We start from the raw sequence: 26357 nt of genomic DNA, 5'->3' as shown, positions 1-26357 counted from the left end.
CGTGTCCGCCCGCCGCACTTGTGTTGGCACCGGCTTCACGCGCCCGCCGCTAACGTCGCCGAGCGTGGCACATCTGGGGGTGGCCGACCTCGCGGGCATCGCGCAGGCGGCGTACGGCAGGGACCTGCGCGACGTGGCTCGGCTGCACGGCGGCAGCAAGAAGGGCGTCTACCGGCTGACGCTCGACGACGGCACGACGGGCGTCGCCTACGTGTGGCGCGCCGACGAGGACTACTGGCCCGCGCACGAGCCGGACCCGTTGTTCGGCAACGCGAGCGGGCGCGACCTGTTCCTGCACGCGCACACCGCGCTGTCGGAGGCGGGTGCGTGCGTGCCGCGGCTCGTGCTGGTGGACCGCGACGTGATCGTGGTCGAGGACCTCGGCGGTGAGTTCCTCGAGAAGCTGCTCGACCAGGACGAGGTCCTCGACCGGCTGTGGGACGACCTCGCGGGCGTGCACCGGCGCACCAGCCCGCGCTACGGCCGTCCCGGCTCGTTGCAACCGCCGGACGCGCCGCCGGTGCCGGACGTGGTGCCGCACCGGGCTCTCGGCCACCTGGAGGCGTGCTGCGAACGGGTGCCGCGGATCGCCGCCGACCGCGCCCGCCTGGAAACCCGCCTGCGCGAACGACATGCGGTGGTCGAGCCGCGCACGTCGTACGGCCTGATCCACGGCGAGCTCGGCCCCGACCACGTGCTGGTGGCGGACTCCCGGCCGGTGCTGATCGACATCGAGGGCGTGATGTTCTTCGACGTCGAGTGGGAGCACGCGTTCCTGGAGCTGCGGTTCGGCCCGCACTACCGGCTCGCTCCCGGCCTCGACCCCGCCCGGCTCTCGCTGTACCGGCTGGCCCAGCACCTGTCCCTCGTGGAGGGTCCGCTCCGGTTGCTGGACGGCGACTTCCCGCACCGCGACGCGATGCGGGAGATCGCCGAGCACAACATCGAGCGCGTGCTCGCCTGCTAGTAGCTGCCCAGCCACGCCTCGTCGATCCGCAGCTGCGCCTTGCCCTGGCTGGAGGTCTTCTCCACCCGGACGTGCCGCGCGGTCGTGTTCGCGGGCAGGTCGAGGAACTGGACGCCCCGGTGGTTGGGCAGCGAGCCCGACCTGACCTTGGTCCAGGTGGTGCCGTTGTCGGACGTGTAGAGGGTGTAGTTCTTGACGCGCGCCGAGTTCGACGCCGGATAGGTGGTGGAGTCCTCGCGCTGGTTCAGCGCGACGTACGAGACCTTCTGCGCGCTGCCGAGGTCGAACCTGAGCGACACCGTGCCCGCACCCGTTGCGTCCCAATAGGTCTGGTAGTCGCCGTCGGCAGCGTGGGACGCCGGGTGGCCGGAGCCGGACGCCGACGCGCTCATCGCGTAGGTCGACGGCGGGATGATCCCCTCGCGACCGGCGGTCTCGACCTTGAACACCGTGTCGTACTGGTCCCAGCTCGTGATGCCGGTGAGCGTGATCGTGCCCGCCGCCTGCGTCCACTGCACGGCCGCGCCGGTGCGCAGGTTCGTGACGCGGCTGACCCTGTAACCGTTGTCGCGCACCTTCAACGTGCTGCCGGACGGCTTGGTGACGACGTGCACGTAGTGGTTGTCCGGATTGGACTTCGAGACGGTCGTGACGCCGTGCGCGCCGTCGTTCCAGAACCCCGGCTTGAGCCCGCCGTGCAGGTAACCGCCGCCGTAGGTGCCGCCGATCGACTCCCAGACGTCACCCAGGTAGGTGTTCGCGAAGTCGTTGAAGGAGGCCTGGTTCGAGGGGAACCTCCCGTTGACCATCGCGGTCTCCGCCATCAACGCCTTGACGTCGCTGCCGGCGTTGGTGATCAGCCTGCCGAGCGTGAGCTTGTGGTCGACGGACGAGTTCGAGCCGGAGTACCACCACGCGCCGGTGCTCGGCAGCTTGAAACACGCCTCGATGAGCCGCGGTGCCGCCGTGTAGACCGCCTGCGGGTAGTCGTAGTTCGGCGTCATGCCGGTCTTCTGCTCGTTGCTGATGGTGTCCATGATCGGCGTGTCCTCGTTGTTGTTGCTGAGGACCATGTCCGGCCTCTCCCGCCGGATCCGTTCGTACAGGCCGTTCTGCTCCCAGTAGGCGTTGTCGTTGTCGATCCAGAACCCGGCGAGCTTCGGGTAGCGCTGCATGACCTCGACGAAGTTGTCGTAGCCGAACTGCCCGAAACCGGGCCGTTCCTGGAGGTTCACCGTCCTGCCCTTGTACTTCGAGTACCCGGCCGAGTCGAGCCACTCGTGCCCGCCCTCGTCGTGCCACTGCGGGTCGTCGGTCATGTAGTTGATGACCTTCACCCCCTGCGCCGCGGCGGCGTCGATCAGCTCGCCGAGGAAGTCCCGCTTGGTGGCGCAGCTGCCGGGGATCGCCGACGGCCACGCCCGCGCGTAGCCGAGCCTGCTGTGGAACGACGCGAGCACGATGTACTGCGCGTGCAGCTTCTTCGCCTCGTCCACCCAGTACCGCGCGCTCCACCCGCCACCCGTGACGGCGGCTTCCCAAGCGGCACAACTGGTGTAGCCGGGACTGGTCCGCATCCCCCAGTGCAGGAACAGCCCGGACGTGGCCGCCCGCAGCCAGTCCTGGCGGGGGTGCAGCACCTCGGCGCGCGCCGGAAGGCTCACGCCTGCAACGAGAAGGACGGCGGTCATCACCACGCCGAGCCGACGCAACGTTCTCCGCACGAGCGAGCCTCCTGACGGACGGGCTCCCCGCGGCGGAAGGAAGACGTGCCCAGGTCTACGCCGTTCCCGCCCGCACTTCAAGGGTTCATCGGAGGTCTGATGGTGTTACATGGACGAAAGCGGCGGATTCTGCCCGAATGAACCGATGTCTACCGTTCGTCGCGCTTGAAGAGTCGACCTATCCCTGTGACGAGACAGACCGCGAGCACCCAGCCCAGGACGGTGAACGCGAGCGACGCCCACCGCGCGCCGTGCAAAGGCACCCAGAGCTGGCTGTGCTCCAGACTCATGATCGGCAGCAGCAGGTCGATCGTGTAGAGCCACGGATCGAACCATTGGACGTTCAGGTGGGGCCTGGCGATGGCGAAGTTGCGCTCGTCCTGCCTGAGCAGGTGGAAGATCAGCCCGCCCGCCACCGTGAGCACTCCGAGACACCACAGGATGCGCAACGGGCGGTACCCGTACCCGACGGTCGGGTTGAGCAACCACCACACCATCCGGCGCAGCCTGCCCGTGACCCCCTCCAGCTTCCGCCGCTTGGCATCTTCCTTCGCCATCAGCACGTCGGTGGCCGCGGCGTGGAGACCCGCCTTGGCGTAGACGGACGAGAGCTGCAGGTAGACCTGCGGAACGTAGACCTGGTCACGCAGCCAGCGCAGGCGCCGGTGCAGTGGTGTCGAGCCGTCGAGCAGAGCACCGTAGACGAACTCGTCGAGACGACTCCCGTTCGCCCAGTCACCCTCGCTGTCCGCGAGCGACCCCGCCCGCACCCTGCGGAGGTCCAGCCAGCCGGCAGGCTTCTCGGCGAACTTGAGTCGCAGCACTCCGCGGACCTGGGTCCCCTTGAGCTTCACCGCCGGCACTCCGTTGAGCACCGCCCCCACGAAACTGATCTCGGATCCGATCCTGGCGTCGCACATCCGCACGCAACCCGTGGCCAGCGCGTCGGTGAACACCACCGCGTGACCGACCCGCACGCTGTCGCACCGCACAGCGTCACCCGTGTTCTTCAGCCTGGCACCGGTGAAGTCGAGCTTGCCGTCAATCCTGGCGCCCGCGAAGTCGACTCGTCCTCGCGCGGTGAACTGCTCGCCCAGCACCGCGTCCATGCCCACCCTGATGCCACGAGCGACCAGGGCGTCTCCGTCCTCGTTCTCGAACAGTCCGCCGCTGCAGTCGAAATTGCCTCCGACCTGCGCGTCGGCGAGCACCACCTCACCCTGCGCGTGGAACCTCACGGCACCTCGGACGCCCAGGACGAGATCGCTGTTGACCTTCAGCCCGGAGGCGTTGAGCGCTATGCCGTTCGTGTTCTCCAAACGCGCGCCCTGAGCACCCAGCAACCCGTCGACCCGTGCTCCGGCCAGGCGAAGCTCGCCGCGCACCGTCGTGCCCTCGCGCAGTACGAGGTTCAGCGAGGTCACCACACGCGTCAGGTCGATCGCCACTCCGCCGGGATTGGAGAACTCGCCGCCAGTTAGCTTCAGCCAGCCACCGATGTGACTGCCGACGAGGTTCAACTCGCCGTCGAAGACGCAGCCCGAGGACAGCTCGGCCTCCTGCCGCACGGTCATTCCGGCCGCGTGCAGCGCCTTCCTCCCGGGATTGATGAACCGGGCCCCTTCGCAGATGAGGCGCCCGGCGATGGACGCTCCACTCAGAAGTACGTCGCCTTCGGCCGTGAACCCGCTGCGCCAGAAGACGTGTTCGCCCACGACCAGGCCGCTCAGTTCGAGCACCTTCTCCGCTCCTGGATTGCGGAAGGTCGCACCCTCGCACACGAACTGGCCACCGAAATGGGCACCGATCATGTGTGTCAGACCCGTCACCGCGAACCGGCCTGAACAGTAGACGTCCAGCTCCACCCGCAGACCGTCCGCCTTCAACGCACCCTCGCGCGGTCCGTTGATCACGCAGTCGTCCATGTCCAGTTGTCCGGACACGTGGGCGCCGGTGAGCTGCACGCACCCGTCGATCGTGCAACCTCTCAACGCGAGCCCGTCCTGGAGCCGCACCTGCGAGGCGCGCAGGCCTGGCAACCGGCAGCACGTGAAGTAGAGGCCGGCCACGGCTGCCTGCTCGACGTTCGGCGGTTCGTCGAACGTGCACCGCTCGAACTCGACGGGAAAGCCGACCTCGCCCGCCTCGAGGTCGAGCTCGCCCACGACGACCACGTCGTGCAGGGTCAGCTTGCGCGGGCGAGAACCGATGCCGCGCAACAGTTGCTCGCCGAGGAACCCCGCGCCGATCTCCCTGCCCGCTCCGGCGAACTCGACCCTGCCGAGCCGTTCCAGGGCGTCGAACAGCTCAGTCTCCGCAGGCGTCATGTCGCGCGCTCCTCTGCCGCGACCGCGTCCGCCAAGCGCGATCTGTGTGTCGGGTTAGTCCGCCACAGTCCGCCGGTTGTTAGCCGGAAGGCGAACGTTCACCTGTTCAGACCACGTGTCCGAACCGATGTCTCACCCGTGCGACGGGTGCCCGTACAGCCCTACGCCCGCGATCTCCAGCGTCGTGAGGAACGTCGTCGACGCCTGGTACGAGGCCTCGACCAGCTCCGCGGTGTGTGAAAAGTCCAGCGGCGTCACGGCCTGCACCGGCGCACCCGGCAGGTACAGCACCGGCACGTCGCGCGACGCCAGCTCGACCTCCAGCACGGCCTGGTTGCGCATGCCCAGGGTCGCCCAGAACAGCAACGTCTCGGCCAGCGTCTCCGGCACCGTCGGCAGGTGGCCGGGGAACGCGCAGTCCAGCACCACCAACGACTTCGCGCCCATCGCCAGCGCCTGGCGGATCGGCACGTTCGCCAGCACGCCGCCGTCGTAGAGCACGCGGTCGCCGATCCGCACCGGCGGGTACACGCCGGGGATCGCCGCGCTGGCGAGGATCGCCGGGATCAGCTCGCCCTCGGTGATGTTCACCGCCTCGCCCGTCACGCAGTCCACCGACACCGCGCCGAACGGCAGCGTCAGGTCCGCGAACGACGTGCTGCCGTCCAGGCCGTCCGCCAGCACGGACTCCAGCCCGGTGTTCGGGAAGAGGTAGGTCTTGTTGGTGCGCAACGACCTCAGCTGCGCGATCGGCCCGCCCGGGAACACCCGCGGCCGGGTCATGCCCTCCCACAGCAGCGCGAGCCGTTCGAACGCCTTGTCCGGGTCGAGCGCGAGCAGCGAGCCGTTGACCGACCCGACCGACGTGCCCACCACCAGGTCCGGGCGCACGCCGTGCTCGTGCAACGCCCGCAGCATGCCCACCTGCGCGGCGCCGAGGCTTCCCCCGCCGCCGAGCACGAACCCGACTGGTCCTGGCAGTTCGATCGTCACGTCCGGTGATCCTAAAGCGAGCCAACGGTTCCAGCTGGGTTCGGTCTACACTGAAGCTACTGAGTGCACGAGCAGCGGGATCGCCAGTTCTGCCCGCGTCCGCGAGCCGTGCATGCCGGTCAGCCCGCTCAGCGACGGCTCCGCCTGGCTGCGCACCACCACGTGCTCGTCCCGCATCGCCACCACGACGTCCCCGATCCGGTCGGCCGCGAGAGGGCTCACCGGCCCGAACCACCCGGCCTCCACGGCGTCGTCGCGGCTCAGCACGTCCGCGCGGTCACCGAGGAACTCCCGCCACGTCGGCAGCACCTCGTCGCTCTCGACGTGCAGGTACCGCACCCGCGGCTCGCCCGCGATCACCCGGACCCCCTGCCACAGCAACGGTTCCGTGTCGAAGTCGATCCGCTCGCCCACGGTGACCATGCCGTGGTCCGCCGTGACCACGAGCTGCGAGCCCGCCGGCATCCGCGCGGCGATCCGCTCGGCCAGCGAGTCCACGAACTCCAGCTGGACCAGCCACTCCTCGGACCCCGGCCCGTAGAAGTGCCCGATCGTGTCGAGATCAGCGTGGTAGGCGTAGCAGAACGACCGGTCCTGCCGCACCGCCGCCACGGCCCCGAGCGCCAGGTCGCCGAAGCCCGCCACGCCGCGGAACCACGATCCGCGCAGCACCGCCCTGGTCAGCCCGGACGAGCGGTGCAGCAGGGGCGCGACGGCGCTCACCGCGACCCCGGCGGCGGCCGCGCGCTCGAACAGCGTCGGGTGCGGCTGCACGACCTCCGGCACGAGCGCCTTGCGCAGGTCGTGGCCGTGCTCGGCGGCCCGTGACCAGGTCAGCGAGTTCAGCACCTCGTCGCCGACGGCGAACGTGTAGCCGACGATGCCGTGCTCACCGGAGTGCAGCCCGGTGCCGATCGAGGCGATGCTCGTGGCCGTCGAGGACGGGAACCCCGCGTCGATGGAGCGGTCCGGCAGCGACGACAGGAACGGCGCGTGCGCGGCGTGCGCGCGCAGCAGCTCGTGGCCCAGGCCGTCGACGAGCAGCAGGACGACACGCCGGGCCGCGGGCAGCCCGAGCGTGTTGTCGGCACCCGGAACGTCCAGGCCCGACAGCAGTGAGGGAACGACCTCGGCGATGGTCATGAAGGACACCGTGCCACGTCGAATCGGACAGCGGGCAGAATGGCGCGCTGTGACAACGCTCATCCACCAGAAGATCGCTGACGAGCTCGGCGTGGCCGCTGGCCAGGTCGGCTCTGCTGTCGAACTGCTCGACGGTGGCGCGACCGTCCCGTTCGTCGCCCGCTACCGCAAGGAGGCGACCGGCGGTCTCGACGACGCCCAGCTGCGCACGCTCGAGGAACGCCTCGGCTACCTGCGCGAGCTGGAAGAGCGCCGGGCGGCCGTCCTCAACTCGATCAGCGAGCAGGGCAAGCTCACCGAAGCCCTCGAAGCGCAGATCCTCGCCGCCGAGTCCAAGGCGCGGCTGGAGGACCTCTACCTGCCGTACAAGCAGAAGCGCCGCACCAAGGCCCAGATCGCGAAGGAGGCGGGCCTGGAGCCCCTCGCCGACGCACTTCTGGGTGATCCTGGCCTGAACCCCCAGGAAGAGGCCGCGAAGTTCGTCGACCCGGCCAAGGAGGTCGCGGACGCCGCGGCCGCCCTGCAGGGCGCGCGGGCCATCCTGGTCGAGCGGTTCGGCGAGGACGGCGACCTGATCGGCGACCTGCGCGAGCAGATGTGGACGCGCGGCCGGGTCGTCTCCAAGGTCCGCGAGGGCAAGGAGACCGACGGCGCCAAGTTCTCGGACTACTTCGAGTTCGACGAGCCGTTCGCGAAGCTGCCGTCGCACCGCATCCTGGCGCTGTTCCGCGGCGAGAAGGAGGAGGTCCTCGACCTCGTCCTGGAGCCGGAGGAGCCCCAGGAGGAGGGCCCGTCCACGTTCGAGGTGCGCATCGCGTCGCGGTTCGGCATCGACGACCGCGGCCGTCCCGGCGACAAGTGGCTCACCGACACCGTGCGCTGGGCGTGGCGGACCCGCATCCTCGTGCACCTCGGCATCGACCTGCGCGGCCGGCTGCGCTCGTTCGCCGAGGACGAGGCCGTCAAGGTCTTCGCGTCGAACCTGCGCGACCTGCTGCTCGCCGCCCCGGCCGGCACCCGCGCCACCATGGGCCTCGACCCCGGCTACCGCACCGGCGTGAAGGTCGCGGTCGTCGACGCCACCGGCAAGGTCGTCGCGCACGGCGTCATCCAGCCGCACGTGCCCGCGAACCGCTGGGACGAGTCGATCGCCAAGCTCGCTGCCCTGGCCAAGCAGCACAACGTCGACCTGATCGCCATCGGCAACGGCACGGCCTCTCGCGAGACCGACAAGCTCGCCGCCGACCTGATCAAGCGCCACCCCGACCTCAAGCTCACCAAGATCGTGGTGTCCGAGGCGGGCGCGTCGGTGTACTCGGCGTCGGCCTACGCGTCGTCCGAACTGCCCGGCCTCGACGTCTCGATCCGCGGCGCCGTGTCGATCGCGCGCCGCCTGCAGGACCCGCTGGCCGAGCTCGTGAAGATCGACCCCAAGTCGATCGGCGTCGGTCAGTACCAGCACGACCTCGCCGAGTCGAAGCTGTCGCGCTCGCTCGACGCGGTGGTCGAGGACTGCGTGAACGCGGTCGGCGTGGACCTCAACACCGCGTCCGTGCCGCTGCTGACCCGCGTCTCCGGCATCACCGCCGGCCTCGCGGAGAACATCGTGCTGCACCGCGACTCGAACGGCCCGTTCAGGACCCGCAAGGCGCTGATGGAGGTCGCGCGGCTCGGCCCGAAGGCGTTCGAGCAGTGCGCGGGCTTCCTCAAGATCCGCGGGGGCGACGAGCCGCTCGACGCGTCCTCGGTGCACCCCGAGGCGTACCCGGTCGTGCGCCGCATCCAGGAGGCCGCGGGCGCCGAGCTCATCGGCAACACCACGGTGCTCACGAAGGTGCGGCCCGAGCAGTTCGTGGACGAGAAGTTCGGTCTGCCGACGGTCACGGACATCCTGCGCGAGCTGGAGAAGCCGGGCCGCGACCCGCGCCCGGCGTTCAAGACGGCGACCTTCGCGGACGGCGTCGAGAAGATCGCCGACCTCAAGCCCGGCATGGTGCTGGAAGGCGTCGTGACGAACGTGGCCGCGTTCGGCGCGTTCGTGGACATCGGCGTGCACCAGGACGGCCTCGTGCACATCTCGGCGCTGTCCAACAACTACGTGAAGGACCCGCGCGACGTCGTGAAGTCCGGTGACGTGGTGCGGGTGAAGGTGCTGGAGGTCGACGAGGCCCGCAAGCGCATCGGCCTCACGCTGCGGCTGACCGACGAGCCGGGCAAGCCCGCGCCGAAGCAGCAGGGCGGCGGTGGCCGGGACCGCGGTGGCCGCCCGCAGCAGCGCGGTGGTGGGCAGCAGCGCGGCGGGCAGCAGCAGCGCACCTCGCCGCCGCCCGCGAGCGGCTCGATGGCGGACGCACTCCGCAAGGCCGGGTTCGGCAAGTAGAACGGACGAGAAACGGGCCCTCCTGGCAACAGGACGGGCCCGTTTCTCATGTGGCGGGTGGGGGCCTGCCGGAGGCGGCAGAAGCCAAGCCTCGTGGCGCTGGCAGCCGGTGGCGGAGCCGCGGAGGCGCCGTGCCGTTACTTGGCGCGGGTGCCCTTCGCCTTCACCAGTTCCGACTCGAACAGCTCCTCCACGGTCGTCAGACCGCCCGGCACCTTCGAGTCGACCTTGGCGATGTAGGACTGCGTGGCCGACGGCCGTCCGACGAGCGAGTAGTGCAGCGCGCCGGTCAGGCCCTGCGTATCCAGGCCGTTGGTGTCGTGGAACGCGTCCAGCACGCCGTCACGCGTGAGGTCGCCCTTCTGGCAGGCCTTCTCGATGACCGACAGGAACACCTTCGCGACGGTGTAGCCGTGGTCGACGTAGATCGCGGGCTTGTCGTTCGGGTAGTACTTGTTGAACGCCGCCGCGACCTCGCGCGGGCCCTGCTGCGTGCCGGTGAACGGCGCCACCGACGTCACCACGGTGACCTGCTTCTCGACGGCCGGGCCGACCGGTGAGTCGAGGATGGCGGTGTCGAAGCCGACCACGTTGACCAGGAACGGCACGTCCCACTTCAGGGCGGCGGCGACGCCCACGGCGGCGGCGGTCTGCGGCGGGGTGGTGCTCAGCACGACGGCCTTGGCGCCCTGGGCCTTCAGCGCGGCGACCTGCTGGCTGAGGTCGGCGGCGACCTCGCTGATCGGCTGCTCCGCGATCTTCATGTTCCACTGCGTGCCGACGAACCGGCTGCCCTCGACCGCGTTGTCGCCGTAGCTGCCCTGGGCGAAGATGTGCCCGACGGTGTCGCCTTCCTTGATCACGCCGCGGCGCTTGTAGTGATCAAGCCCGTTGATGACGTCGAGGTCGTACGTCGTGCCCACGATCATCATGTGCGGGTTGCCGAGCAGGGACGCCGCCCACGAGGCCGGGGCCGTCAGCGTGCGGGTCTGCATGATGTCGGGCTCGATGGCGGCGGTCATCGGCGTGCCTGCGAGCTCCAGCAGGCCGAGGACCTGCGGCTCCAGGTCGAAGTAGGCGTCGAGCGCCTTCTGCACGTCGTACGCGTGGTCCTTCTGCTTGAGCTCGATCTTGCGGCCGCAGATGCCGCCGCGGTCGTTGACCTGCTTCACGTAGAGGTCGTAGCCCTTCAGGCGGGTCAGCGCCGAGCCTTTGAACGGACCTGTCATGTCCGTGAGGATGCCGAGCGAGATCGTGTCGTCGGTAACGCCCGGCCCCGTCTTGACCTGGGGCTTCTCAGCTGTCTCAGCACCGCAGCCGGCCGCGAGGACGGCGAGTGCCAAGGCGGCGGTGGGCAGTACTCGGCGGAGGGGCATGCAGCAGTCCTTGTCAACTGATCGACACATACTAAGCGGTAGCTCAGTATTGACATGAGGGTCACACAGCGCCCCCTTATGTGGTACGGAACACAAAGACGTAAGGTTCATGTGACTACCGCTCGACTACGGAGTGTGCTAGCTCTTCGGTGCCGAACGAAATGAGATACGGCGTGTTCGGTCACATTTCACACCTCCGTACGGACGCATCCGAACGCGTGAAGATCTGAAATGGTTGCTCCCACACGGTTATCGGGAGGCGTGCGTGAACGAGGCCGACGCGATCGTCATCGGGTCAGGACCGAACGGGCTGGTGGCCGCCGCACTGCTCGCGGACGCAGGCTGGGACGTCCTGGTGCTGGAACGGCGCGACAGCCCTGGTGGCGCCGTGACCTCGGCGGAGATGACCGCGCCGGGCTTCACCAACGACGTGTACAGCGCCTTCTACCCGCTGGGTCTCGGCTCTCCCGTGCTCGGCGCGCTGAACCTCGACGTGCGGTGGGAGCACGCTCCAGCCGTCCTAGCGCACGTGCTGCCGGATGACCGAGTCGCGTTGCTCTCCCGCGACGTCGAGGTGACGGCCAAGTCCGTCGGCACCTTTGCCCACGCGGACAGCGACCGCTGGCAGACGGAGTACGCGAAGTGGCTCCAGGTGCGCGAAGGGGTCCTTCACTCTCTGTTGCAACCGTTTCCACCGGTGCGCGGCGGCCTTTCGCTGCTGCGCTCGGCCGGGATCGGTGAGGCGCTGCGGCTGACCCGGCTGCTGACGATGCCGGTGCGACGGCTGGGCGAAGAGCTGTTCGACGGCGAAGGCGCCCGTGTGTTGTTGGCGGGCAACACGATGCACACGGACCTCGGCCCCGACCAGGCGGGCGGCGCCGGTTTCGGCTGGCTGCTCGCGATGCTGGGCCAGGAGCTCGGCAACCCGGTCCCCCGCGGCGGCGCGCGAGAGCTGACGGCGTCGTTGGTGCGCCGGTTCGGGGGCCGCGTCGAGACGAACGCCGAGGTGACCGGCGTGCTGCACGCGCGCGGTGTGGCCGTGGGCGTGCGTCTGGCCGATGGCTCGGTCGTGCGCGCACGCCGTGCCGTCATCGCGGACATCCCGGCCCCGTCGCTCTACCTGGACCTCCTCGGCCCCGACGCGTTGCCGGCGAAGCTCGCCGAGGACCTCCGCAACTTCCAGTGGGACAGCGACACGATCAAGGTCGACTGGGCGTTGTCGGGTCCGATCCCGTGGACGAACCCGGAGGCCGCGCAGGCCGGCACGGTCCACCTCGGCGGCGACGTGAACGGCCTGGCGGGCGTCGCGCACGAGCTCGCCTGCGGCAAGGTGCCGCGCACGCCGTTCATGGTCATGGGCCAGATGACGACGACCGACCCGACCCGGTCCCCCGCGGGCACCGAGGCCGCGTGGGCGTACACGCACGTGCCGCTGGGCGGGAACTGGACGCCGGACCGGCTGAAGCGCCGTGCCGACCGCCTCGAGGTGATGATCGAGGAACGCGCCCCCGGCTTCCGCTCGCGCGTCCTCGGCCGTTCGGTGCTCGGCCCCGGCGAGATCGGCTCGGTCAACGGCGGCACCGGCGCGATCCACCAGCAACTGGTGTTCCGCCCGCTGCCGGGCCTCGGCCGCGCGGACACGCCGTTCGACCGCCTCTACCTCGCGGGTTCGTCGGCCTGGCCGGGCGGTGGCGTGCACGGAGCGGCCGGTGCGAACGCCGCCCGCGCCGCGCTGGCCCGCTGGGGCGCGGCCGGCGAGCTCTACCGGACCCTCGTCCAGGGCCTGCACAAAGCCCTCTACTGAACGCGGGTGACGCCGGTGTGCTTGCGGGTGCGGGACGCCCGCAGGTAGCCCATCACGAGCGCTTCGAGGTCGGGATGCGTTGTCTCCCAACCTTTCGGCGCGCTCCCGCGCACCAATGCCGTGGTCTGGCGGGAGGTGTGCGAGGAGTCGATCACGCCGTCCGCCTCCAGGACCTGTCCGGCGGGCCCGACCGCGACGTGGTGCTCGTGCAGGATCTCGTCGATCTCACCGCACACCTGCACGCGGCCCTCGTCGAGCAGCAGCAGGTGGTCGCAGACGTCGCCGAGGTCGGTGAGCAGGTGCGACGACAGCAGGACCGTCGTGCCGCGTTCGGCGACCTCGGTCATGAGGATCCGCAACGTCTCGTCGCGCGCCAACGGGTCGAGGTCGGACATCGGTTCGTCCAGCAGCAGCACCTTCGGCAGGCGCCCCAACGCCAGCGCGATCGCGACCTGCGTGCGCGCGCCGGCCGACAACGTGCGCACCTTCGCCTCTTTGTCCACGCCCGCGAGGAGATCGAGCACCTCGTCGGCGCGCTCGGCGGACCACCGTTCGTTCATCGCGGCGCCCGCCCGCATCAGCTCGCGGACCGTGAACTGGTCGTACAGCGGCCTTTTCTGGGTCAGCAACGACACGTCGGGGTGCATCCGGCCGCGCACCGCCGTGCCGTGCACGGTGATCTCCCCTGCGGTGGGCCGCAGGAGCCCGGCGATCAGCGACAGCAGCGTGCTCTTGCCCGCGCCGTTCGGCCCGACGAGGCCCGTGACGCTGCCCTCCGGCAGTTCGAACGAGCACTCGTCGAGGGCAATGGTGCGCCCGAAGTGCTTCGCGACGTTCTCCGCCCGCACCGGACTGGCGTTCATGGTGCTCCCACGTCCACAGTGGACCTCAGTAGTGCGTGTCCCGCACGTCGGTGTAGATCGCGTCGACCTCGTCACCGGACAGCCCCTCGCCGACGGCGCGGTCCATCCAGCTCTCCAGGTCCTGCCGCAGCGGCGCGTCCGCCTTCGCCGCGTCGGTGGCGAGCGAGGCCGTGACGAACGTGCCCATGCCCCGCCTGCCCTCCACGAGCCCCTCGTGCTCGAGCTCGCGGTAGGCCTTCAGCACGGTGTTGGGGTTGACCCTGGTGGCCTCCACCACCTCCCGTGCCGTCGGCAGCTTGTCGCCGGGTCCGAGCAGCCCCATCCGCATGGCCTGCTTGACCTGCGCGGCGATCTGGAGATAGGTGGACACCCCGGAGTGCCGATCGATGCGAAACTCGATCACGCCGCTCAGCATAGGTGCCCACCCGCCCGCCTCACGCCTGCCTGCGCACGGCCCACACCGAGCCCAGCACGAACAGCACCGCGAACCCGGCGAAGACCGACGCCTCCAGCAGGTGCAGCGTCGCGGCCTTGTCGATCGGGATGACGTCGGTGAACTTCTGCGCGAGACCGTTCTCCCGGTAGCAGACCTCGAAGTCCGTGACCCCCTGCGCGTTGGTCCTGCCGGCGCAGTTCATCAGCGGCGCCGGGTCCGCGATCACCGCCCCCTTGGCGTCGAGGTACCCCGACTCCACCACCAGCGGCCCGCGTTCGTAGGGCGAGTGGTCGTCGAGGTCGTCGGACAGCACCCTGGTCGGCGTGACCAGGAACTCCCTGGTCACGGCCAGCACCACCCGCGCGACGACGAACAGGCCGAGCGTCAGCGTCATCGCCACGAGCGTCCGCCGGAACAGCGCACCGGCGAACATCCCGAGCGTGTAGGCGAACAGCGTGTAGGCGACCGGCGAAACCCCCTGCGCGTCGAACGTCGTGACGTAGAACGGCCCCGTGGCGAGCGGCCCGAGCTTCCCCGCCGCGTCCAGCCAGCTGTGCACCACGACCTGGTAGACCGCCACCACGACCAGCGCGGGCAGCGCGGCGACCAGGAACTTGGTCGTCATCCACCGAGTCCTGCTGACCGACTGCGTGAACGCGAGCGCGTGCGTGCCCTGCTCGAACTCCCGCGCGAACAACGGCGCGCCGACGAACACCCCGATCAGCACGGGCGCCACCATCACCGTCCCCTGGGCGATGTGCAGCCGGTCGAACCAGATGTTCTGGAACTCGGCGGCCGGCGTGCCCATGCAGCCGGGCAACCCCTTCGGCACGCAGTCCACGATGTCGCGCGCGGCCAGATCCGCGACCATTCCCGCTTTGAGCAACAGGATCGCGACCACGCTCACCGCCAGCCCGATGGTGAGCGTGAGGAACACGGCCCGCTGCTGACGCCACACGACCCACGTCATGCCGCCACCTCCATCCGCATGTGCGCGAGCGCGAGCCGGCTGAGCGTCCGATGTTGCGGGTGTTCCGCGAGCAGGTCCTTGACGTCCCCGGCCAGCCTGACCCGGCCGTCCGCCAGCAGCACCAGGTGGTCGCACACGTCTTCCAACTCGGCCAGCACGTGCGAGGACAGCAGGACCGTGATGCCCTGTTCCCGGCACTCCTGCACCAGGGTCTGCAGGACGTTCTCCCGTGCCAGCGGGTCCAGGTCCGCCAGCGGCTCGTCGAGCATCAGGAGGCTCGGGCGCTTCCCCAGTGCCAGCGCCAGGGCCACTCGGGTCCGCTGTCCGCCGGACAGGGTTCCTATTTTCGCCGCTGGCGGGACCTGCGCTTTTTCGATCAGGGACTCGGCGTACCGCTGGTCCCAGGTCGGGTTGGCGTGCCTGCCGTACTTGAGCGTCTCGGTGACGGTGAACTGCGGGTAGAGCGGTTTGGCCTGGGTCAGGAACGCCACCGCCCGGTGCATGCCGCGGCCGGTCGGCGCTTCGCCGAACACCTCGATCTTGCCCGTGGTGGGGCGCAGGAGGCCGGTGATCAGGCCCATGAGGGTGCTCTTGCCGGCGCCGTTCGGACCGACCAGGGCCACGGTGCGGCCTGGCGGGATGTCCAGCGTGTAGTCTCGTAACGCCCAGCCCCGTGAGTACTTCTTCCCCAGGTCCTCCGCTAGGACCGGGAGATGCTCCCTCTGCGTCATGGGACCTACCGTAGCACCCTTTCACTAGTTATCTAGTGAAAGGGTGGTTGTCGGGTCGCCTTGGGAGGTGGGTGTGTTGGGGCGCAAAGACTTTGACGAGCATGGTTGAGTCATCGCCGCTTCGCGACGATAGAGATTGGCTGAGTTGGACGGGCACGTTGCCGATGCCGCTTGCACGGCGCGTCGAGGGCAAGGACGCCTCGCCATCGGCATTGCGTTGGGTCTTGGCCGAGCTCGGCTACGCCATCGCGAAGCTCGCGCTCATACGGGCTCGCCTTCGGCATCGCCAGGCCCCAAAGCCATCCTTGACCCGTCTTGCCTCAACCCGGCTCGCCTGAGACCCGGCTCGCCCGACGCCGCCCACCCCCGGTGCGCCTGCCCAACGCGGCCCGGCCCCACCACATCCCGCGCCCCCTGCCTCCCCTCAGGAGGCGATGCGGCGCGTGCGCCTCGACTCCAGCCTGCGCTGCAGGTGGTCGGCGGTGAGTTCCAGTTCGTAGGCCCGCAGGGCCTGGTAGCGCGGCGAGATGCGGAGGCCGAAGGTTCCGCTCAGGCGTTCGATCGCCGACGCCGCGCGATCCAGGCGCCTTCTCGCCGCGTCCAGGCCGCCCGCGCGCAGCATGCGCAGGCAGTTCTCCGCCTCGCAGTTGTACGAGCGGAGCATCAGCGCCGACCAGTCCTCGACGAGCCTGCGGCCGGTCGCGTCCGATCCGTTGTAGGTGACCTGCCCGCCACCTTCGATCGCCGTGCCGGTCTTGATCAGGGTCTTCATCTCGTCGTGGACCAGGTCCAGCTGTGCCTGGTGGTCCGCCGCGGCGTCGGTGCGGAACACGCCGGCTCGCTGGAGGGTGAGTTCGTCCTTCAGCGGCTGGAGTTCGGCTTTCGCGTTGGTGATCCGGTGCCGCAGCGCTACTAGTTCGGCACCGGCTCTGTCCACCTCTTCCAACGCGCTGGTCTGCGCCGTCCGGGCTTCGCCGATCCTGGAGAGGAGCTCTTGCAGGCCCTCCACGGCCCGCTCCAGCTCAGCGATCCGGCGGTCTTTGCGCCCGAGCATGCTTACCTCCCCGATCAGCGACGAAAGGCCCATGACCGTTCCATCGCAAGGGGGAATCCGCCGTTATCTCTCGCGCTACGCACTCACACCATCGAGTGATCCCACGAAACGAACGAACCCTTCCGGGTCCTCACTCGTGGCGGACTGCTGCAAGATCACGCTGGTCGCGCCCGCGTCGGCCACCTGCAAAACCAGGTCCGTGACGAACGCACGGTCGCGCGAGTCCGTCTCCACGTAGACGACGACGGGGTGCGTGCGGGTCGAGCTGATCGCACGGACGCGGGCCAGGTCGGCCGAGGCGTCGAGGACCGTGCCGTCGCCCACCTCGCCGGCGAGGTCGAGGGTCTTCTGGCCGAGTCCGCCCACGTAGATCGGCATCGGCGCGGCGGGCGGCCAGTCCAGGGCCACGCCGGTCAGGTTCACGTACCGGCCGGAGACGGTGACGCGCTCGCCCGCCAGCAGGGCCTTCAGAGCGAGGGTGTACTCGCGCAGCAACGTCAGCGGGGACGCCACCCGCGCTCCCACCTGGCCCATCCAGTCCTGCACGCCGTGGCCGACGGCGAGGGTCACGCGGCCGGGGAACAGCCGCTCCAGGGTCGCGGTCTCCATCGCGGTAAGGGCCACGTTGCGCAACGGCACCGGCAGCAGCCCGACGCCGACGTGCAACCGCGAGGTCCAGGCCAGCGCGGCGGAGGCGCAGGCGATGCCGCTCTCCAGGAAGCAGTCCTCCCACAGCCACAGGGAGTCCACTCCGGACTCCTCCGCGGCGAGGACGACGGAACGCAGGTTCTCGGGTGGGAGCTGGGGCCGGTAGACAACGCCGAGTGAGGTCACCCGGCCAACCTACTACCGGCCCCCGACAGAACCACGCCGTCAGAACGACGCCGTCAGCACCCGCAGTTGTGGTACGTGACGTCCCAGTGGTTCGACTCCAGGTAGTAGACGTTGCCGGCGTTGGAACGCCACTTGTTGCCACCGATGGAGGTGAAGCTGCCCTTGATGTAGTTCGTGACGCAGGTGCTCAGCCGGTAGTCGACCTTGTAGCCGTTCCAGTGCGAGTAGGTGCCCGACGCGTGGCCGGTCTCCGTCCCGCCGGTGATGGTCAGCGCGCAGCCCGACGCGCTCTTGAACGTCTTCGCGCCCGCGATCGTCGTCTGGTTGATCTGCTCGAACGACGTGCAGTTGGGACGGTTGCGGTCACTGCACCCACCGCTCGACGTCCAGCCGATGCCGGCCGCGCTGAGCTGCGCGGTCGCCTGGGAGTGGGTGTACTTGGCAGGGGCCGCCGACGCGACGGACGCGCCCATGATCAGAGCGGCGAAAGTCGCGATCACGGCTGCGATCGTGCGAACGAACATGTGCTCTCTCCTTCAAGCCCAAAGCAAGGTGCCGCGAAACCTAGGAAGGAGCGGTAAAGGAAGGCCTAAATCGGTCTTTGGCCGATCTTTGGCGCCTCCGTGGACAGTTCCGGTCGTCACCAACGATCGGAGCAACACCATGCGCATTCGCCACGCCGTAGCGGCGACCGCCATCTCGCTGGGGCTGCTGGGCGGCATGAGCGGCATCGCCCAGGCCGCGCCGGAGGGTCCCTCGGAGCAGGCGAGGGCCTCGCAGGTGGAGGCCGCGGCCGGGTACGGCGGCTCGATCAGCCGCACCGAGGTCATCAAGCGCGCCAAGGACTGGTGGGACCGCAAGGTCCCGTACAGCCAGACGGCCTACGCCTGGGACGTCAACAAGGGCAAGAAGTACCGCACCGACTGCTCGGGCTTCGTATCCATGACGTGGAAGCTCACGTCGAGCCTCAACACGTCCACTTTGGACAGCGTCGCCACCAAGATCTCGTGGGCGAACCTCAAGCCGGGCGACATGATCCTGCGCAACGGCCACGTGAAGCTGTTCGAGAAGTGGGCCAACTCGGCCAAGACCTCCGCGTGGATCTACGAGGAGGGCAGCACCGCCACGGACATGGACCACGAGACCGTGACGATCTCGTCGCTGAAGAGCGGCGGCTACGCACCGTGGAAGTACAAGAAGATCACGGGCTGACAGACGCGAGGCCCCACCGAGCCGGCCACTGGTGCACCTCTCCCTTCTCCCTGGTGCCCAGCCGCGTGAACAGGCCGGCGGCCTCGTCCCAGGAGCGGTCCGCGCCTTCGACGTCCCCCAGACGGGCGTGGACCGCTCCGAGGTCGCGCAACGTGCGCGCACGCCACAACGGCAGGCTCAGGTCGTTCCACACCGGCAGCAGATCCGTCAGCACGACCCGCGCGCCCTCGTGGTCCCCCGCCGCGAGCCGCCACTCCCCCAGCGTGCGGCGGACCAGTGCCTCGCCGAACCGGTCCCCGACGTCGCGGCACCCGTCCAGCGCCTGCCCGATCAGCTCCTCGGCCGGATCGAGGAAACCCTTGCGCAGCAACACCTTCGCCAACGCCTGCGCGGTGTAGCAGCCGAGCAGCTCGTCGCCGGTGCCCGCGACCATCTCGTGCGCGCGCCGGATGTGCTCCTCCGCGAGGTCCAGCTCGCCGCGCGCCCGGTGCACGAGCCCGATGCCGCGCGCCGCCAGCGCCTCGCCCCGGCGGCTGCGCGCCTGCCGGTAGACCGCGGCGGCCTGCTCGAGCGTCTCGAACGCCCCCGCGTCGTCGGCCAGTTCCCGTTTGATGGAGCCGATTCCGTACAGCGCGTGCGCTTCGCCCTCCAGATCGTGGGACGCCAGCAGCTCGCGGGCCCGGTCCAACGCCTCCAGCGCGCACGGGTACTGGCCCAGATCCCGGCACACCATGCCGATGCCGTTCATCGCGACGGCCTCTCCGCGCTGGTCGCCGAGGTTCACGAACAACGTCTGCGCGGTGTCGAACCACGACCGCGCCTCGACCAGGTTGTCCCGCTTGTAGTGCATCTGCCCGAGGCTGCACCGCAGCACCGCCTCCAGCCGCAGGTCACCGGACCGCCACGCCGCCTCCAGCGCGGCCGTGTGCGTCGTTTCCCATGCCTCGTAACGGTTCCTGAGCCCGAACCAGGCGAACACCAGCACCTCGGCGAGCTGGGAGGCGATCTCCACCAGGCCGAGCTCCGCCGCCCGTTCCACGAGACGCACCAGCAGCGGTTCCTCGCGCGCGAACCACGCGTCCTTGTCCGCGGGCCGCGCGACCGGGGCCAGCACGCCCAGCGAGTCCTGCATCCGCGGCACGGCGAGGAACAGCTGCTCGGTCAGGCCGTCCACAGTGGACAACGCCGCGACGACCGCGCGCCGGACCACGTCCTCCCGGTCGTTCTTGGCGTCCTCGGCCTCGGCGAGCTCGCGGGCGTGCAGCCGCACCAGCTCGTGCATCCGGTACCTAGCGCTGCCGATGACGTCGAGCAGCCGCGCGTCGACGAGCTGGTCGAGCACGTCCTCGTCCAGCAGGTGCACCCACAGGAAGCTCGGCACCTCCGGCAGCCCGAGGAAGCCGAAGATCCGGTACGCGCGGCGGGCGTTCGCGTCCAGCGCCCGGTACGTGAGCTCCAGGCCGGCCCTGACCGCGAGGTCGTCCGCGACCAGCTCGTCGAGCCGCGACCGTTCGTCCGACAGCCGCCTGACCAGCTTCGACACCGGCCAGTGCGCGCGTCCGGCGAGCCGGGCGCCGGTGATCCGCACCGCGAGCGGCAGGTACCCGCACAGCCGCGCGACCTCGTCGGCCTGGTCCGGCTCCGCGGCGACCCGGTCGTCGCCGAGGATGCGCCGCAGCAACGTCACCGCCTCGTCACTGCTCAGCACGTCCAGGGGCACCCGGCGCACGCCTTCGAGCCCGCACAGCCTGCTGCGACTGGTGATCAGCGTCAGGCACCCGGGACTGCCCGGCAGCAGCGGCCTGACCTGCGAGACGCTCGTGACGCCGTCCAGCACGATCACGACCCGCCGCCCGCTCACCGTGGCCCGCCACAGCGCCGCGCGTTCCTCGGCGGACTCCGGAATCCGTTCGCTCGGCACGTCCATCGCGCGCAGCAACGCGTCCAGCGCCCCGGACGGCGAGTGCAGGTCCACGAACAGCTGCCCGTCGGGGTACCGGTCCGCGAGCCGATGCGCCGCGTGCACGGCCAACGCGGACTTGCCGACGCCCGCAGGCCCTTCGATCCACCACACGCCGCCGTCGCTGTCGAGCAGCCGGGACAGCTCGCGGTCGCGCCCGGTGAAGTCGCCCGCGTCGCGCGGCAGGTAGTTGCGGCGGCTGTCCCGCGAACCCTCCAGCACGTCCCGGTAGAGCTGCTGCAACTGTTCGCCGGGCTCGACGCCCAGCTCGTCCACGAGGACCTTGCGCGTCTCGCGGAACACCCGCATGGCGTCGGCCCGCCTGCCCGCCCGCGCGAGTGCCGTCATGAGCTGGCCGCGCAGCCGTTCGGCCAGCGGGTACTCGGCGACGAACGCCCCGAGCCGGTCGACCAGCTCGGCGTGCCGCCCCAGCGCCAGCTCGGCGTCGACCCACGCCTCGGCGGCCGCGAGCCGTTGCACGTCGAGGGTCTGCGCGAACGCCACCGGCGTGCCGCGCCACAGCTGCAACGCCTGGTCGAGGCACTCGGCCTTGACCTTCAGCTCGGCCTCCTCGCCCGCCCTGACGACGAGCCGCCGGAACGCGTGCAGGTCGACGGACCCGGGGTCGGCGTTCAGCACGTAGCCCGCCGCCCGGTGCTCGACCGGCAACCCGGTGCGGCGCAGGCTGGAGATGTGCACCTGCAGCGACTTGCGCGCCTGCGGCGGCGGTTCCTCGCCCCAGATGAGGTCGATGAGGCGGTCGACGGGCACGATCTTCCCGCACTCGACCGCCAGGACGGCTAAGATCTGCGCGGGCTTCGGCGGCACCGTCGGTTCCACCGGCCCGAGAATCCTGATCTCCACTGCGCCCCCACCAGTGTTGAACATTCACCAAGTTCTGCACGGCATTGCCAAATTCTGACGCAGCCCGGCATTCCGGGGTTCCACTTCCAGGTGAATGCACTCGAACGGACGCAGATCTGGATGCAACCAGACCAGGCCCCACTCCGTCCAGCCCACTTTCAGTGGGCATGAATGTGAACTTTTGTGCCGTTTCTAGAGGCTTGTTCTGAGACGCCCGAACTCCTCCGCGAGCGCCGGCAACTGCCAGTGAGCGTTCAGCCCGCTCGGATTCGGCAGGATCCACACCCGCACCCCGCCCACGGTGTCCTGCTGGGCCCCGACCTGCGCCTTCTTCCGGCCGAACGCCGCCCGGTACACCGTCACGCCGAGTACCGCGAGAACCTTCGGTGAATACCGCTCGACCTTTTCGGTCAGCTCGATCGCGCCTTGCCGCATTTCGTCAATTGTTAATTCGGCGGCCTGGGCGCTTGCGCGCGCAACGACGTTCGTGATGCCGAGCCCGAGTTCGAGCAGCTTCTCCTGCTCGGCGGGCGCGAACTGGCGCGGCGTGAACCCGGACAAATGCAGCGCGGGCCAGAACCGGTTTCCGGGCCGGGCGAAGTGGTGCCCGGTCGCCTCCGACACGAGTCCCGGGTTGATCCCGCAGAACAACACGTCGAGCCCGGGCTTGATCACGTCGGCAATCACGTCGCCAAGCCTACGAGGCACGACATAACCTGCCCGCCATGGCCGACCTGACGATGACCTGGTCCGTGCACGCGGGCTGGGCGGACGTGCGGCTGGCCGACCACGCGGCGGAGGTGACGATCAGCGCCTCGTACGTCACCGCCGCACCCGAGCACCTCCTCGGGGCCGTGACCCGGCTGCTGCGCGGCGACGCCGAGGCCGGCGCCGAGTTCGAGGCCGAGCCGACTGTCTACCGCTGGCACCTCCGCCGCGACGGCGGCGTGGCCTACCTGAGGATCACCGAGCACCCCGGCCACCGGCGCCCCGGCACCGAGGTCTGGTCGACCAGGCAGCCACTCGACGTGCTCGCCCGCACGCTGGTGCGCTGCTTCGACGCACTGGCACCGGCGGAGTACGAACGCGAGTGGCGGCGCCCGTTCCCCCACCACGAACTCGCGGGCCTGCGCACGGCGTGGCGCGAGCACCAGGCGGCCGCGCCGTGACGCCGATCCTCTTCCTCGACGTCGACGGCCCGCTGCTGCCGTTCGGCGACGGCGTCCCCGGCGAGCCCGGCCTCCCGCGCCTCGACCCCGCGCACGGCCCGTGGCTCGCCGCCCTGCCGTGCGAGCTGATCTGGGCCACGACCTGGATGGACGACGCCAACACCCACATCGCGCCCCTGCTGGGTCTGCCGCCGCTCCAGGTCGCGAACTGGCCGGACGACGAACCCGCGGAGGGTCTGCACTGGAAGACCCGCGGCCTGGTCGCGCTCGCGCGCGCGAGGCCGTTCGCCTGGGTGGACGACGAGATCCGCGATGAGGACCGGGCCTGGGTCGCCGCGAACCACGGCAACGCGTTGCTGCACCGGGTGAACCCGCGGCACGGCCTGACCGACGCCGACTACCTCACCCTGGATGCCTGGCTGCGCACCCGCTAGCGCCGCGCGGCACTAGGCGTCGGCCGGCACGCGTGGGCGCGGCGTCCACATCGTGTAGCCCGCGCGGCGGGCGTCCTCCGGCGAGTGGAAGAACGCGTCGCCCTTCATCCGCTTGTAGTACGGCGAGTCGGGCGTGTGGAACATCATCGTGCGCGAGTTCGCCTTGATCGCGGGCACCGGGGCCGTGGGCTCCTCCATGATCGACAGCGGCCCTGCCTCGACCGCCGTGTCGCGCGTGCGCATCGTCAGCCAGGTCAGCAGGACGCCGGCGAGGAACGCGCCCGCGCACAGCAGGAACATCTGGAAGAAGAACCCGAACACCGACAGCTCCCTAGCCCGTAGTCGTGAAGTCCTCGTCGACGCGCAGGCCGGGGGCGGCCGTGCGCAGCGCGTCGCTGAGCGAGCCCGCGCGCTCCTGGTCCTCGACGCGCGCCGTCGCGGTCAGGTGTCCTTCGCGGACGACGCCGGTGAACTCGGTGACGTCGCCGTCGAGCACGGCCCGCAGCAGCGCGGTGACCACCCCGGGAGGGACGGGCAGGCGGTCCCCGAGCGTCATCACGTCGGTGACGCGGTGGTCCGTCAGGGCGCGCACGGCGTCCACGACCTGCTGGCGTTCCTCTGCGGACGCGGCGGTGCCCGCCAGCACGACCTCGGCCGGCCGCACCGCGATCACCAGCTGTCCGGCCGGCACGACCGGAGCGGGGTGTGCGGCGAGACCCACCGACGCGAGCAGGGCGGGCACGACGAATGCGCCGACGGCAACGCGTTGCGGCAACTGCACGCGCTTGGACTATCTCATCCGGCTGATCGACTTCCACCGCCCGAGCGGGAACCAGCAGGACACCCCGCCGGAATTCACTCTTTGGTGGAAACCACCACGGGTTCGCCGCCGGCCACCAGCCGCCAGTCCGATCCCGCGAACTCGGCGGGGTCGAGCGAGCCCGCGGCCTTGACCCAGTCGATCAGCAGCTGCCGGATCTCCTGCTGCCGGTTGTGCAGCACGGGCGCCGCCGCCACGTGTGGGAAGTCGCCGCCGCCCGCCTGCCGGTAGTTGTTCACGGCCACCGCGAACTCGCACGACTCGGACACCGGCCGCCCGTCGTACGCGAGCCCCACGATCCGCGAGCCGGCCGGAGCGGAGATGTCGATGTCGTAGGTCAGCGGCGCCGAGAGCCCGTACGCGATGTCGAAGTTGTAGTCCGGCACGTCGGCGGACACCTCGGCGGCGGTGAACGGGCCCGGCCCCGAGACCTGCGCGAAGTAGCGCGCCGACTCCTCCAGGAAGTCGCGCAGCTGCCCGCCCGTCATCCGCACGCCCACCAGCGTGTTGTCGAAGATGTAGAGCCCGGCCACGTCCCGGATCGACACGTCCCCCGCCGGGATCGCCGCGGCCCGGTTGAAGGGCGCGCACAACGACAGCACCGGCAACGACGTGGACTTCGCGAGCTCCAGCGCCTGCACGTGGTTGATGAACCGCAACGCGGGCGTGTCCTCGAACCGCGACCGCGCCGCCGACATCGCGGCCGTGCACGTGCCTACGCGCGCGTTGACGTACGACACGACCTTCTCGTGGTCACGCCGTAGCAGCCGCACGATCCGAGGGTCCTCATCCACCGAAGACGACGACAGCACCGACGACCGCGACTCGGCGAGCTCCCAGCGCCCGTCGTGCCGCAGGTCGAACTCCATCACCGACAACCGCTTGCCCCAGAACAACGGCTCGGTCAGCAGCACGGGCCGTCCGGTCACCTTGTTCACCACGGTCCGCGACGGGATCTCCACGTGCGCGTGCCCGACCAGGATCGCGTCGATCCCCGGCACGGTCTCCGCGACGAGCTCGGCGCAGTTCTCCGGGAACGGCACCTGGTCGCCGAGCGACGACGACAGGTCGGCTCCGGAGTGCGCCACCACGATCACCAGGTCGGACTTGCGGCGGATCTCCGGAACCCAGTGCAGCGCCTGCTCCACGAGCCCGGGGAACGTCAGCACGCCGTCGACGTGAGCGCGGTCCCACACGGCGATCCCGGGGTTCGTCAGCCCCAGGATCCCGACCTTCAACGGCGCCCCGCCGGTGCGCCACACCGTCTTCACCACGTACGGCGGGAACGCGGGCAGGCCGGTCGCGACGTCCACCGCGTTCGCCGCCAGCAACGGGAACTCCAGCTGCCGCTCGAACGTCCGCAGCACCTTCAGCCCGTAGTTGAACTCGTGGTTTCCGAGGGCGGCGGCGTTGTAGCCCATGGCGTTCATCGCCGCCGCCATCGGGTGCACGTGCACACCACGCGTGATCGGTTCGACCTTCGCGTAGTAGTAGGCGAGCGGTGTGCCCTGGATGGTGTCACCGGCGTCGAGCAGCAACGTCCGATGGCGCCCCACGGACGCACGCACGTCGTTCACCAACGTCGAGATCTTGGCGAGCCCGACGTCGTTGTGCGCGTAATCGTCGAACTCCCGGTTGAGGTAGTAGTCCCAGTTGAACAGGTTGCCGTGCAGGTCTGTCGAACCCATCACCGTCAGCGTGAACGTCCGCACGCTCACCTCCGGTCGTGGTCGGGCTGATCACCCGACCATAACCGCTCACACTTGACCCCAAATCACCTCGTGGGAGGGGCCTGCCCGTTCCGCTGCCCGCGCTGACCAGGTTCGACGACGCTGGTGGCCACGGACTTGCCGTCCTCTGTGGTGGCGATCACCGTCACGGTGTCCCCCTTCTCGACACCTTCGGCCACAGTGTCGGCGTCGATCACGTACGACTTGGTGTAGCCATCGGTCGACTTCACCTCGACCGAGGTGTCGCTGATCGCGGTCACCTCACCGGTCTGGAACTCGCCGTGGATGGCGGTGCCGAAGCCGGGGCCACCGCGCATGCCTCCGCCCGCGCCGTCCGGCGGGGTGCCGCCCATGCCTCCCGGCCCGCCGAAGCCCATCGAGTCGTTCTGCTGGTTCGTGCCGCTCGCGGCGTAGATCGCGACGCCTCCGGCACCGGCGATCGCGACGGCGATGGCCACGGCGGCCACCGTCTTCTTCGCGGTCCACGCGGGGCGAGCCTGCTCGACGGGCTGAGGTGCGCCCCACTCCGGGGGCTGTTGTTCGGTCATGACGGCAACCGTGGCGGC

The 26357-nt window shown here is 69.9% G+C and carries 23 protein-coding genes and 1 pseudogene; 6 read left to right on the top strand and 18 right to left on the bottom strand.

Annotated elements, in window-relative coordinates:
- Nucleotides 1–64: 64 nt before the first annotated feature.
- On the top strand, nucleotides 65–967 hold the full coding sequence (locus ACQEU1_RS38565; RefSeq protein ID WP_433213510.1) for a phosphotransferase family protein: 903 nt from the start codon (nucleotides 65–67) through the stop codon (nucleotides 965–967).
- Here ACQEU1_RS38565 and ACQEU1_RS38560 read toward each other — a convergent pair.
- From ACQEU1_RS38560 to ACQEU1_RS38545, 4 genes are all read right to left on the bottom strand, one after another.
- A complete protein-coding gene (locus tag ACQEU1_RS38560; RefSeq protein WP_433213507.1) occupies nucleotides 964–2631 on the bottom strand; it encodes a discoidin domain-containing protein in 1668 nt (555 codons plus the stop codon). The genes ACQEU1_RS38565 and ACQEU1_RS38560 overlap by 4 nt on opposite strands.
- A gap of 209 nt (nucleotides 2632–2840) precedes the next feature.
- Nucleotides 2841–5018, bottom strand: coding sequence for a hypothetical protein (locus ACQEU1_RS38555; RefSeq protein WP_433213504.1), 2178 nt, complete (start codon nucleotides 5016–5018; stop codon nucleotides 2841–2843).
- A gap of 132 nt (nucleotides 5019–5150) precedes the next feature.
- On the bottom strand, nucleotides 5151–6011 hold the full coding sequence (locus ACQEU1_RS38550) for a patatin-like phospholipase family protein (RefSeq protein ID WP_433213501.1): 861 nt from the start codon (nucleotides 6009–6011) through the stop codon (nucleotides 5151–5153).
- Between the two features lie 45 nt (nucleotides 6012–6056).
- Nucleotides 6057–7154, bottom strand: coding sequence for an alkaline phosphatase family protein (locus ACQEU1_RS38545; protein ID WP_433213498.1), 1098 nt, complete (start codon nucleotides 7152–7154; stop codon nucleotides 6057–6059).
- Between the two features lie 49 nt (nucleotides 7155–7203).
- Between ACQEU1_RS38545 and ACQEU1_RS38540 the strand changes: the two genes are divergently transcribed.
- Nucleotides 7204–9534, top strand: coding sequence for a Tex family protein (locus tag ACQEU1_RS38540; protein ID WP_433213495.1), 2331 nt, complete (start codon nucleotides 7204–7206; stop codon nucleotides 9532–9534).
- A gap of 137 nt (nucleotides 9535–9671) precedes the next feature.
- Here the strand turns inward: ACQEU1_RS38540 and ACQEU1_RS38535 are convergent, their stop codons facing one another.
- Nucleotides 9672–10910, bottom strand: coding sequence for an ABC transporter substrate-binding protein (locus ACQEU1_RS38535; protein WP_433213492.1), 1239 nt, complete (start codon nucleotides 10908–10910; stop codon nucleotides 9672–9674).
- 265 nt (nucleotides 10911–11175) lie between these two features.
- Between ACQEU1_RS38535 and ACQEU1_RS38530 the strand changes: the two genes are divergently transcribed.
- Nucleotides 11176–12714 carry a phytoene desaturase family protein gene (locus ACQEU1_RS38530; RefSeq protein ID WP_433213489.1) on the top strand — a complete coding sequence of 513 codons (1539 nt, stop codon included), beginning with the start codon at nucleotides 11176–11178 and terminating at the stop codon, nucleotides 12712–12714.
- Here the strand turns inward: ACQEU1_RS38530 and ACQEU1_RS38525 are convergent.
- The 7 genes and pseudogenes from ACQEU1_RS38525 to ACQEU1_RS38495 form a co-directional block, all read right to left on the bottom strand.
- On the bottom strand, nucleotides 12708–13577 hold the full coding sequence (locus ACQEU1_RS38525) for an ABC transporter ATP-binding protein (protein ID WP_433213486.1): 870 nt from the start codon (nucleotides 13575–13577) through the stop codon (nucleotides 12708–12710). The genes ACQEU1_RS38530 and ACQEU1_RS38525 overlap by 7 nt on opposite strands.
- Before the next feature lie 25 nt (nucleotides 13578–13602).
- Complete coding sequence (locus ACQEU1_RS38520; RefSeq protein ID WP_382440614.1) at nucleotides 13603–13980, bottom strand: GntR family transcriptional regulator; 378 nt, start codon at nucleotides 13978–13980, stop codon at nucleotides 13603–13605.
- A gap of 31 nt (nucleotides 13981–14011) precedes the next feature.
- The gene (locus tag ACQEU1_RS38515; RefSeq protein WP_433213481.1) at nucleotides 14012–14983 is read right to left on the bottom strand and encodes an ABC transporter permease; all 972 of its coding nucleotides are present in this window, start codon (nucleotides 14981–14983) and stop codon (nucleotides 14012–14014) included.
- A 224-nt stretch (nucleotides 14984–15207) separates the two neighbouring features.
- A pseudogene (locus ACQEU1_RS38510) lies at nucleotides 15208–15714 on the bottom strand (ATP-binding cassette domain-containing protein); the annotation flags it as partial.
- Nucleotides 15715–16138: 424 nt separating this feature from the next.
- On the bottom strand, nucleotides 16139–16768 hold the full coding sequence (locus ACQEU1_RS38505) for a DUF4041 domain-containing protein (RefSeq protein ID WP_433213478.1): 630 nt from the start codon (nucleotides 16766–16768) through the stop codon (nucleotides 16139–16141).
- Nucleotides 16769–16843: 75 nt separating this feature from the next.
- On the bottom strand, nucleotides 16844–17602 hold the full coding sequence (locus ACQEU1_RS38500) for an LLM class flavin-dependent oxidoreductase (protein WP_433213475.1): 759 nt from the start codon (nucleotides 17600–17602) through the stop codon (nucleotides 16844–16846).
- A gap of 53 nt (nucleotides 17603–17655) precedes the next feature.
- Entirely contained in the window at nucleotides 17656–18126 is a 471-nt protein-coding gene (locus ACQEU1_RS38495; RefSeq protein ID WP_433213472.1) for a hypothetical protein, read from the bottom strand.
- A gap of 139 nt (nucleotides 18127–18265) precedes the next feature.
- On the opposite strand from ACQEU1_RS38495, the gene ACQEU1_RS38490 reads away from it, so the two are divergent.
- On the top strand, nucleotides 18266–18814 hold the full coding sequence (locus ACQEU1_RS38490; RefSeq protein ID WP_433213469.1) for a hypothetical protein: 549 nt from the start codon (nucleotides 18266–18268) through the stop codon (nucleotides 18812–18814).
- Here ACQEU1_RS38490 and ACQEU1_RS38485 read toward each other — a convergent pair.
- Nucleotides 18804–21638, bottom strand: coding sequence for a BTAD domain-containing putative transcriptional regulator (locus tag ACQEU1_RS38485; RefSeq protein WP_433213466.1), 2835 nt, complete (start codon nucleotides 21636–21638; stop codon nucleotides 18804–18806). The two genes, ACQEU1_RS38490 and ACQEU1_RS38485, sit on opposite strands and share 11 nt — an antisense overlap.
- A gap of 192 nt (nucleotides 21639–21830) precedes the next feature.
- Nucleotides 21831–22325 (bottom strand): G/U mismatch-specific DNA glycosylase, encoded by a 495-nt coding sequence (gene mug, locus ACQEU1_RS38480; protein ID WP_433213463.1) that lies wholly within the window; start codon nucleotides 22323–22325, stop codon nucleotides 21831–21833.
- 38 nt (nucleotides 22326–22363) lie between these two features.
- On the opposite strand from mug, the gene ACQEU1_RS38475 reads away from it, so the two are divergent.
- Nucleotides 22364–22807 carry a hypothetical protein gene (locus tag ACQEU1_RS38475; RefSeq protein ID WP_433213460.1) on the top strand — a complete coding sequence of 148 codons (444 nt, stop codon included), beginning with the start codon at nucleotides 22364–22366 and terminating at the stop codon, nucleotides 22805–22807.
- Nucleotides 22804–23241, top strand: a complete 438-nt coding sequence (locus ACQEU1_RS38470; protein ID WP_433213457.1) for an HAD domain-containing protein — start codon at nucleotides 22804–22806, stop codon at nucleotides 23239–23241. The genes ACQEU1_RS38475 and ACQEU1_RS38470 overlap by 4 nt, the downstream gene beginning before the upstream one ends.
- Before the next feature lie 12 nt (nucleotides 23242–23253).
- Here ACQEU1_RS38470 and ACQEU1_RS38465 read toward each other — a convergent pair whose 3' ends face one another.
- The 4 genes from ACQEU1_RS38465 to ACQEU1_RS38450 form a co-directional block, all read right to left on the bottom strand.
- Nucleotides 23254–23562 carry a sunset domain-containing protein gene (locus ACQEU1_RS38465; protein ID WP_433213454.1) on the bottom strand — a complete coding sequence of 103 codons (309 nt, stop codon included), beginning with the start codon at nucleotides 23560–23562 and terminating at the stop codon, nucleotides 23254–23256.
- A 10-nt stretch (nucleotides 23563–23572) separates the two neighbouring features.
- Nucleotides 23573–24022, bottom strand: coding sequence for a hypothetical protein (locus ACQEU1_RS38460; protein WP_433213451.1), 450 nt, complete (start codon nucleotides 24020–24022; stop codon nucleotides 23573–23575).
- A 74-nt stretch (nucleotides 24023–24096) separates the two neighbouring features.
- The gene (locus ACQEU1_RS38455; RefSeq protein ID WP_433213448.1) at nucleotides 24097–25749 is read right to left on the bottom strand and encodes a bifunctional metallophosphatase/5'-nucleotidase; all 1653 of its coding nucleotides are present in this window, start codon (nucleotides 25747–25749) and stop codon (nucleotides 24097–24099) included.
- An 86-nt stretch (nucleotides 25750–25835) separates the two neighbouring features.
- Nucleotides 25836–26339 carry a hypothetical protein gene (locus ACQEU1_RS38450; protein WP_433213446.1) on the bottom strand — a complete coding sequence of 168 codons (504 nt, stop codon included), beginning with the start codon at nucleotides 26337–26339 and terminating at the stop codon, nucleotides 25836–25838.
- Nucleotides 26340–26357 lie beyond the last annotated feature (18 nt).

It is taken from the genome of Lentzea sp. CA-135723, assembly GCF_050936595.1.
GTDB lineage: Bacteria > Actinomycetota > Actinomycetes > Mycobacteriales > Pseudonocardiaceae > Lentzea.
Note: the sequence above shows the minus strand (reverse complement) of the source record. Positions and strands in the feature narration are given on the sequence as shown.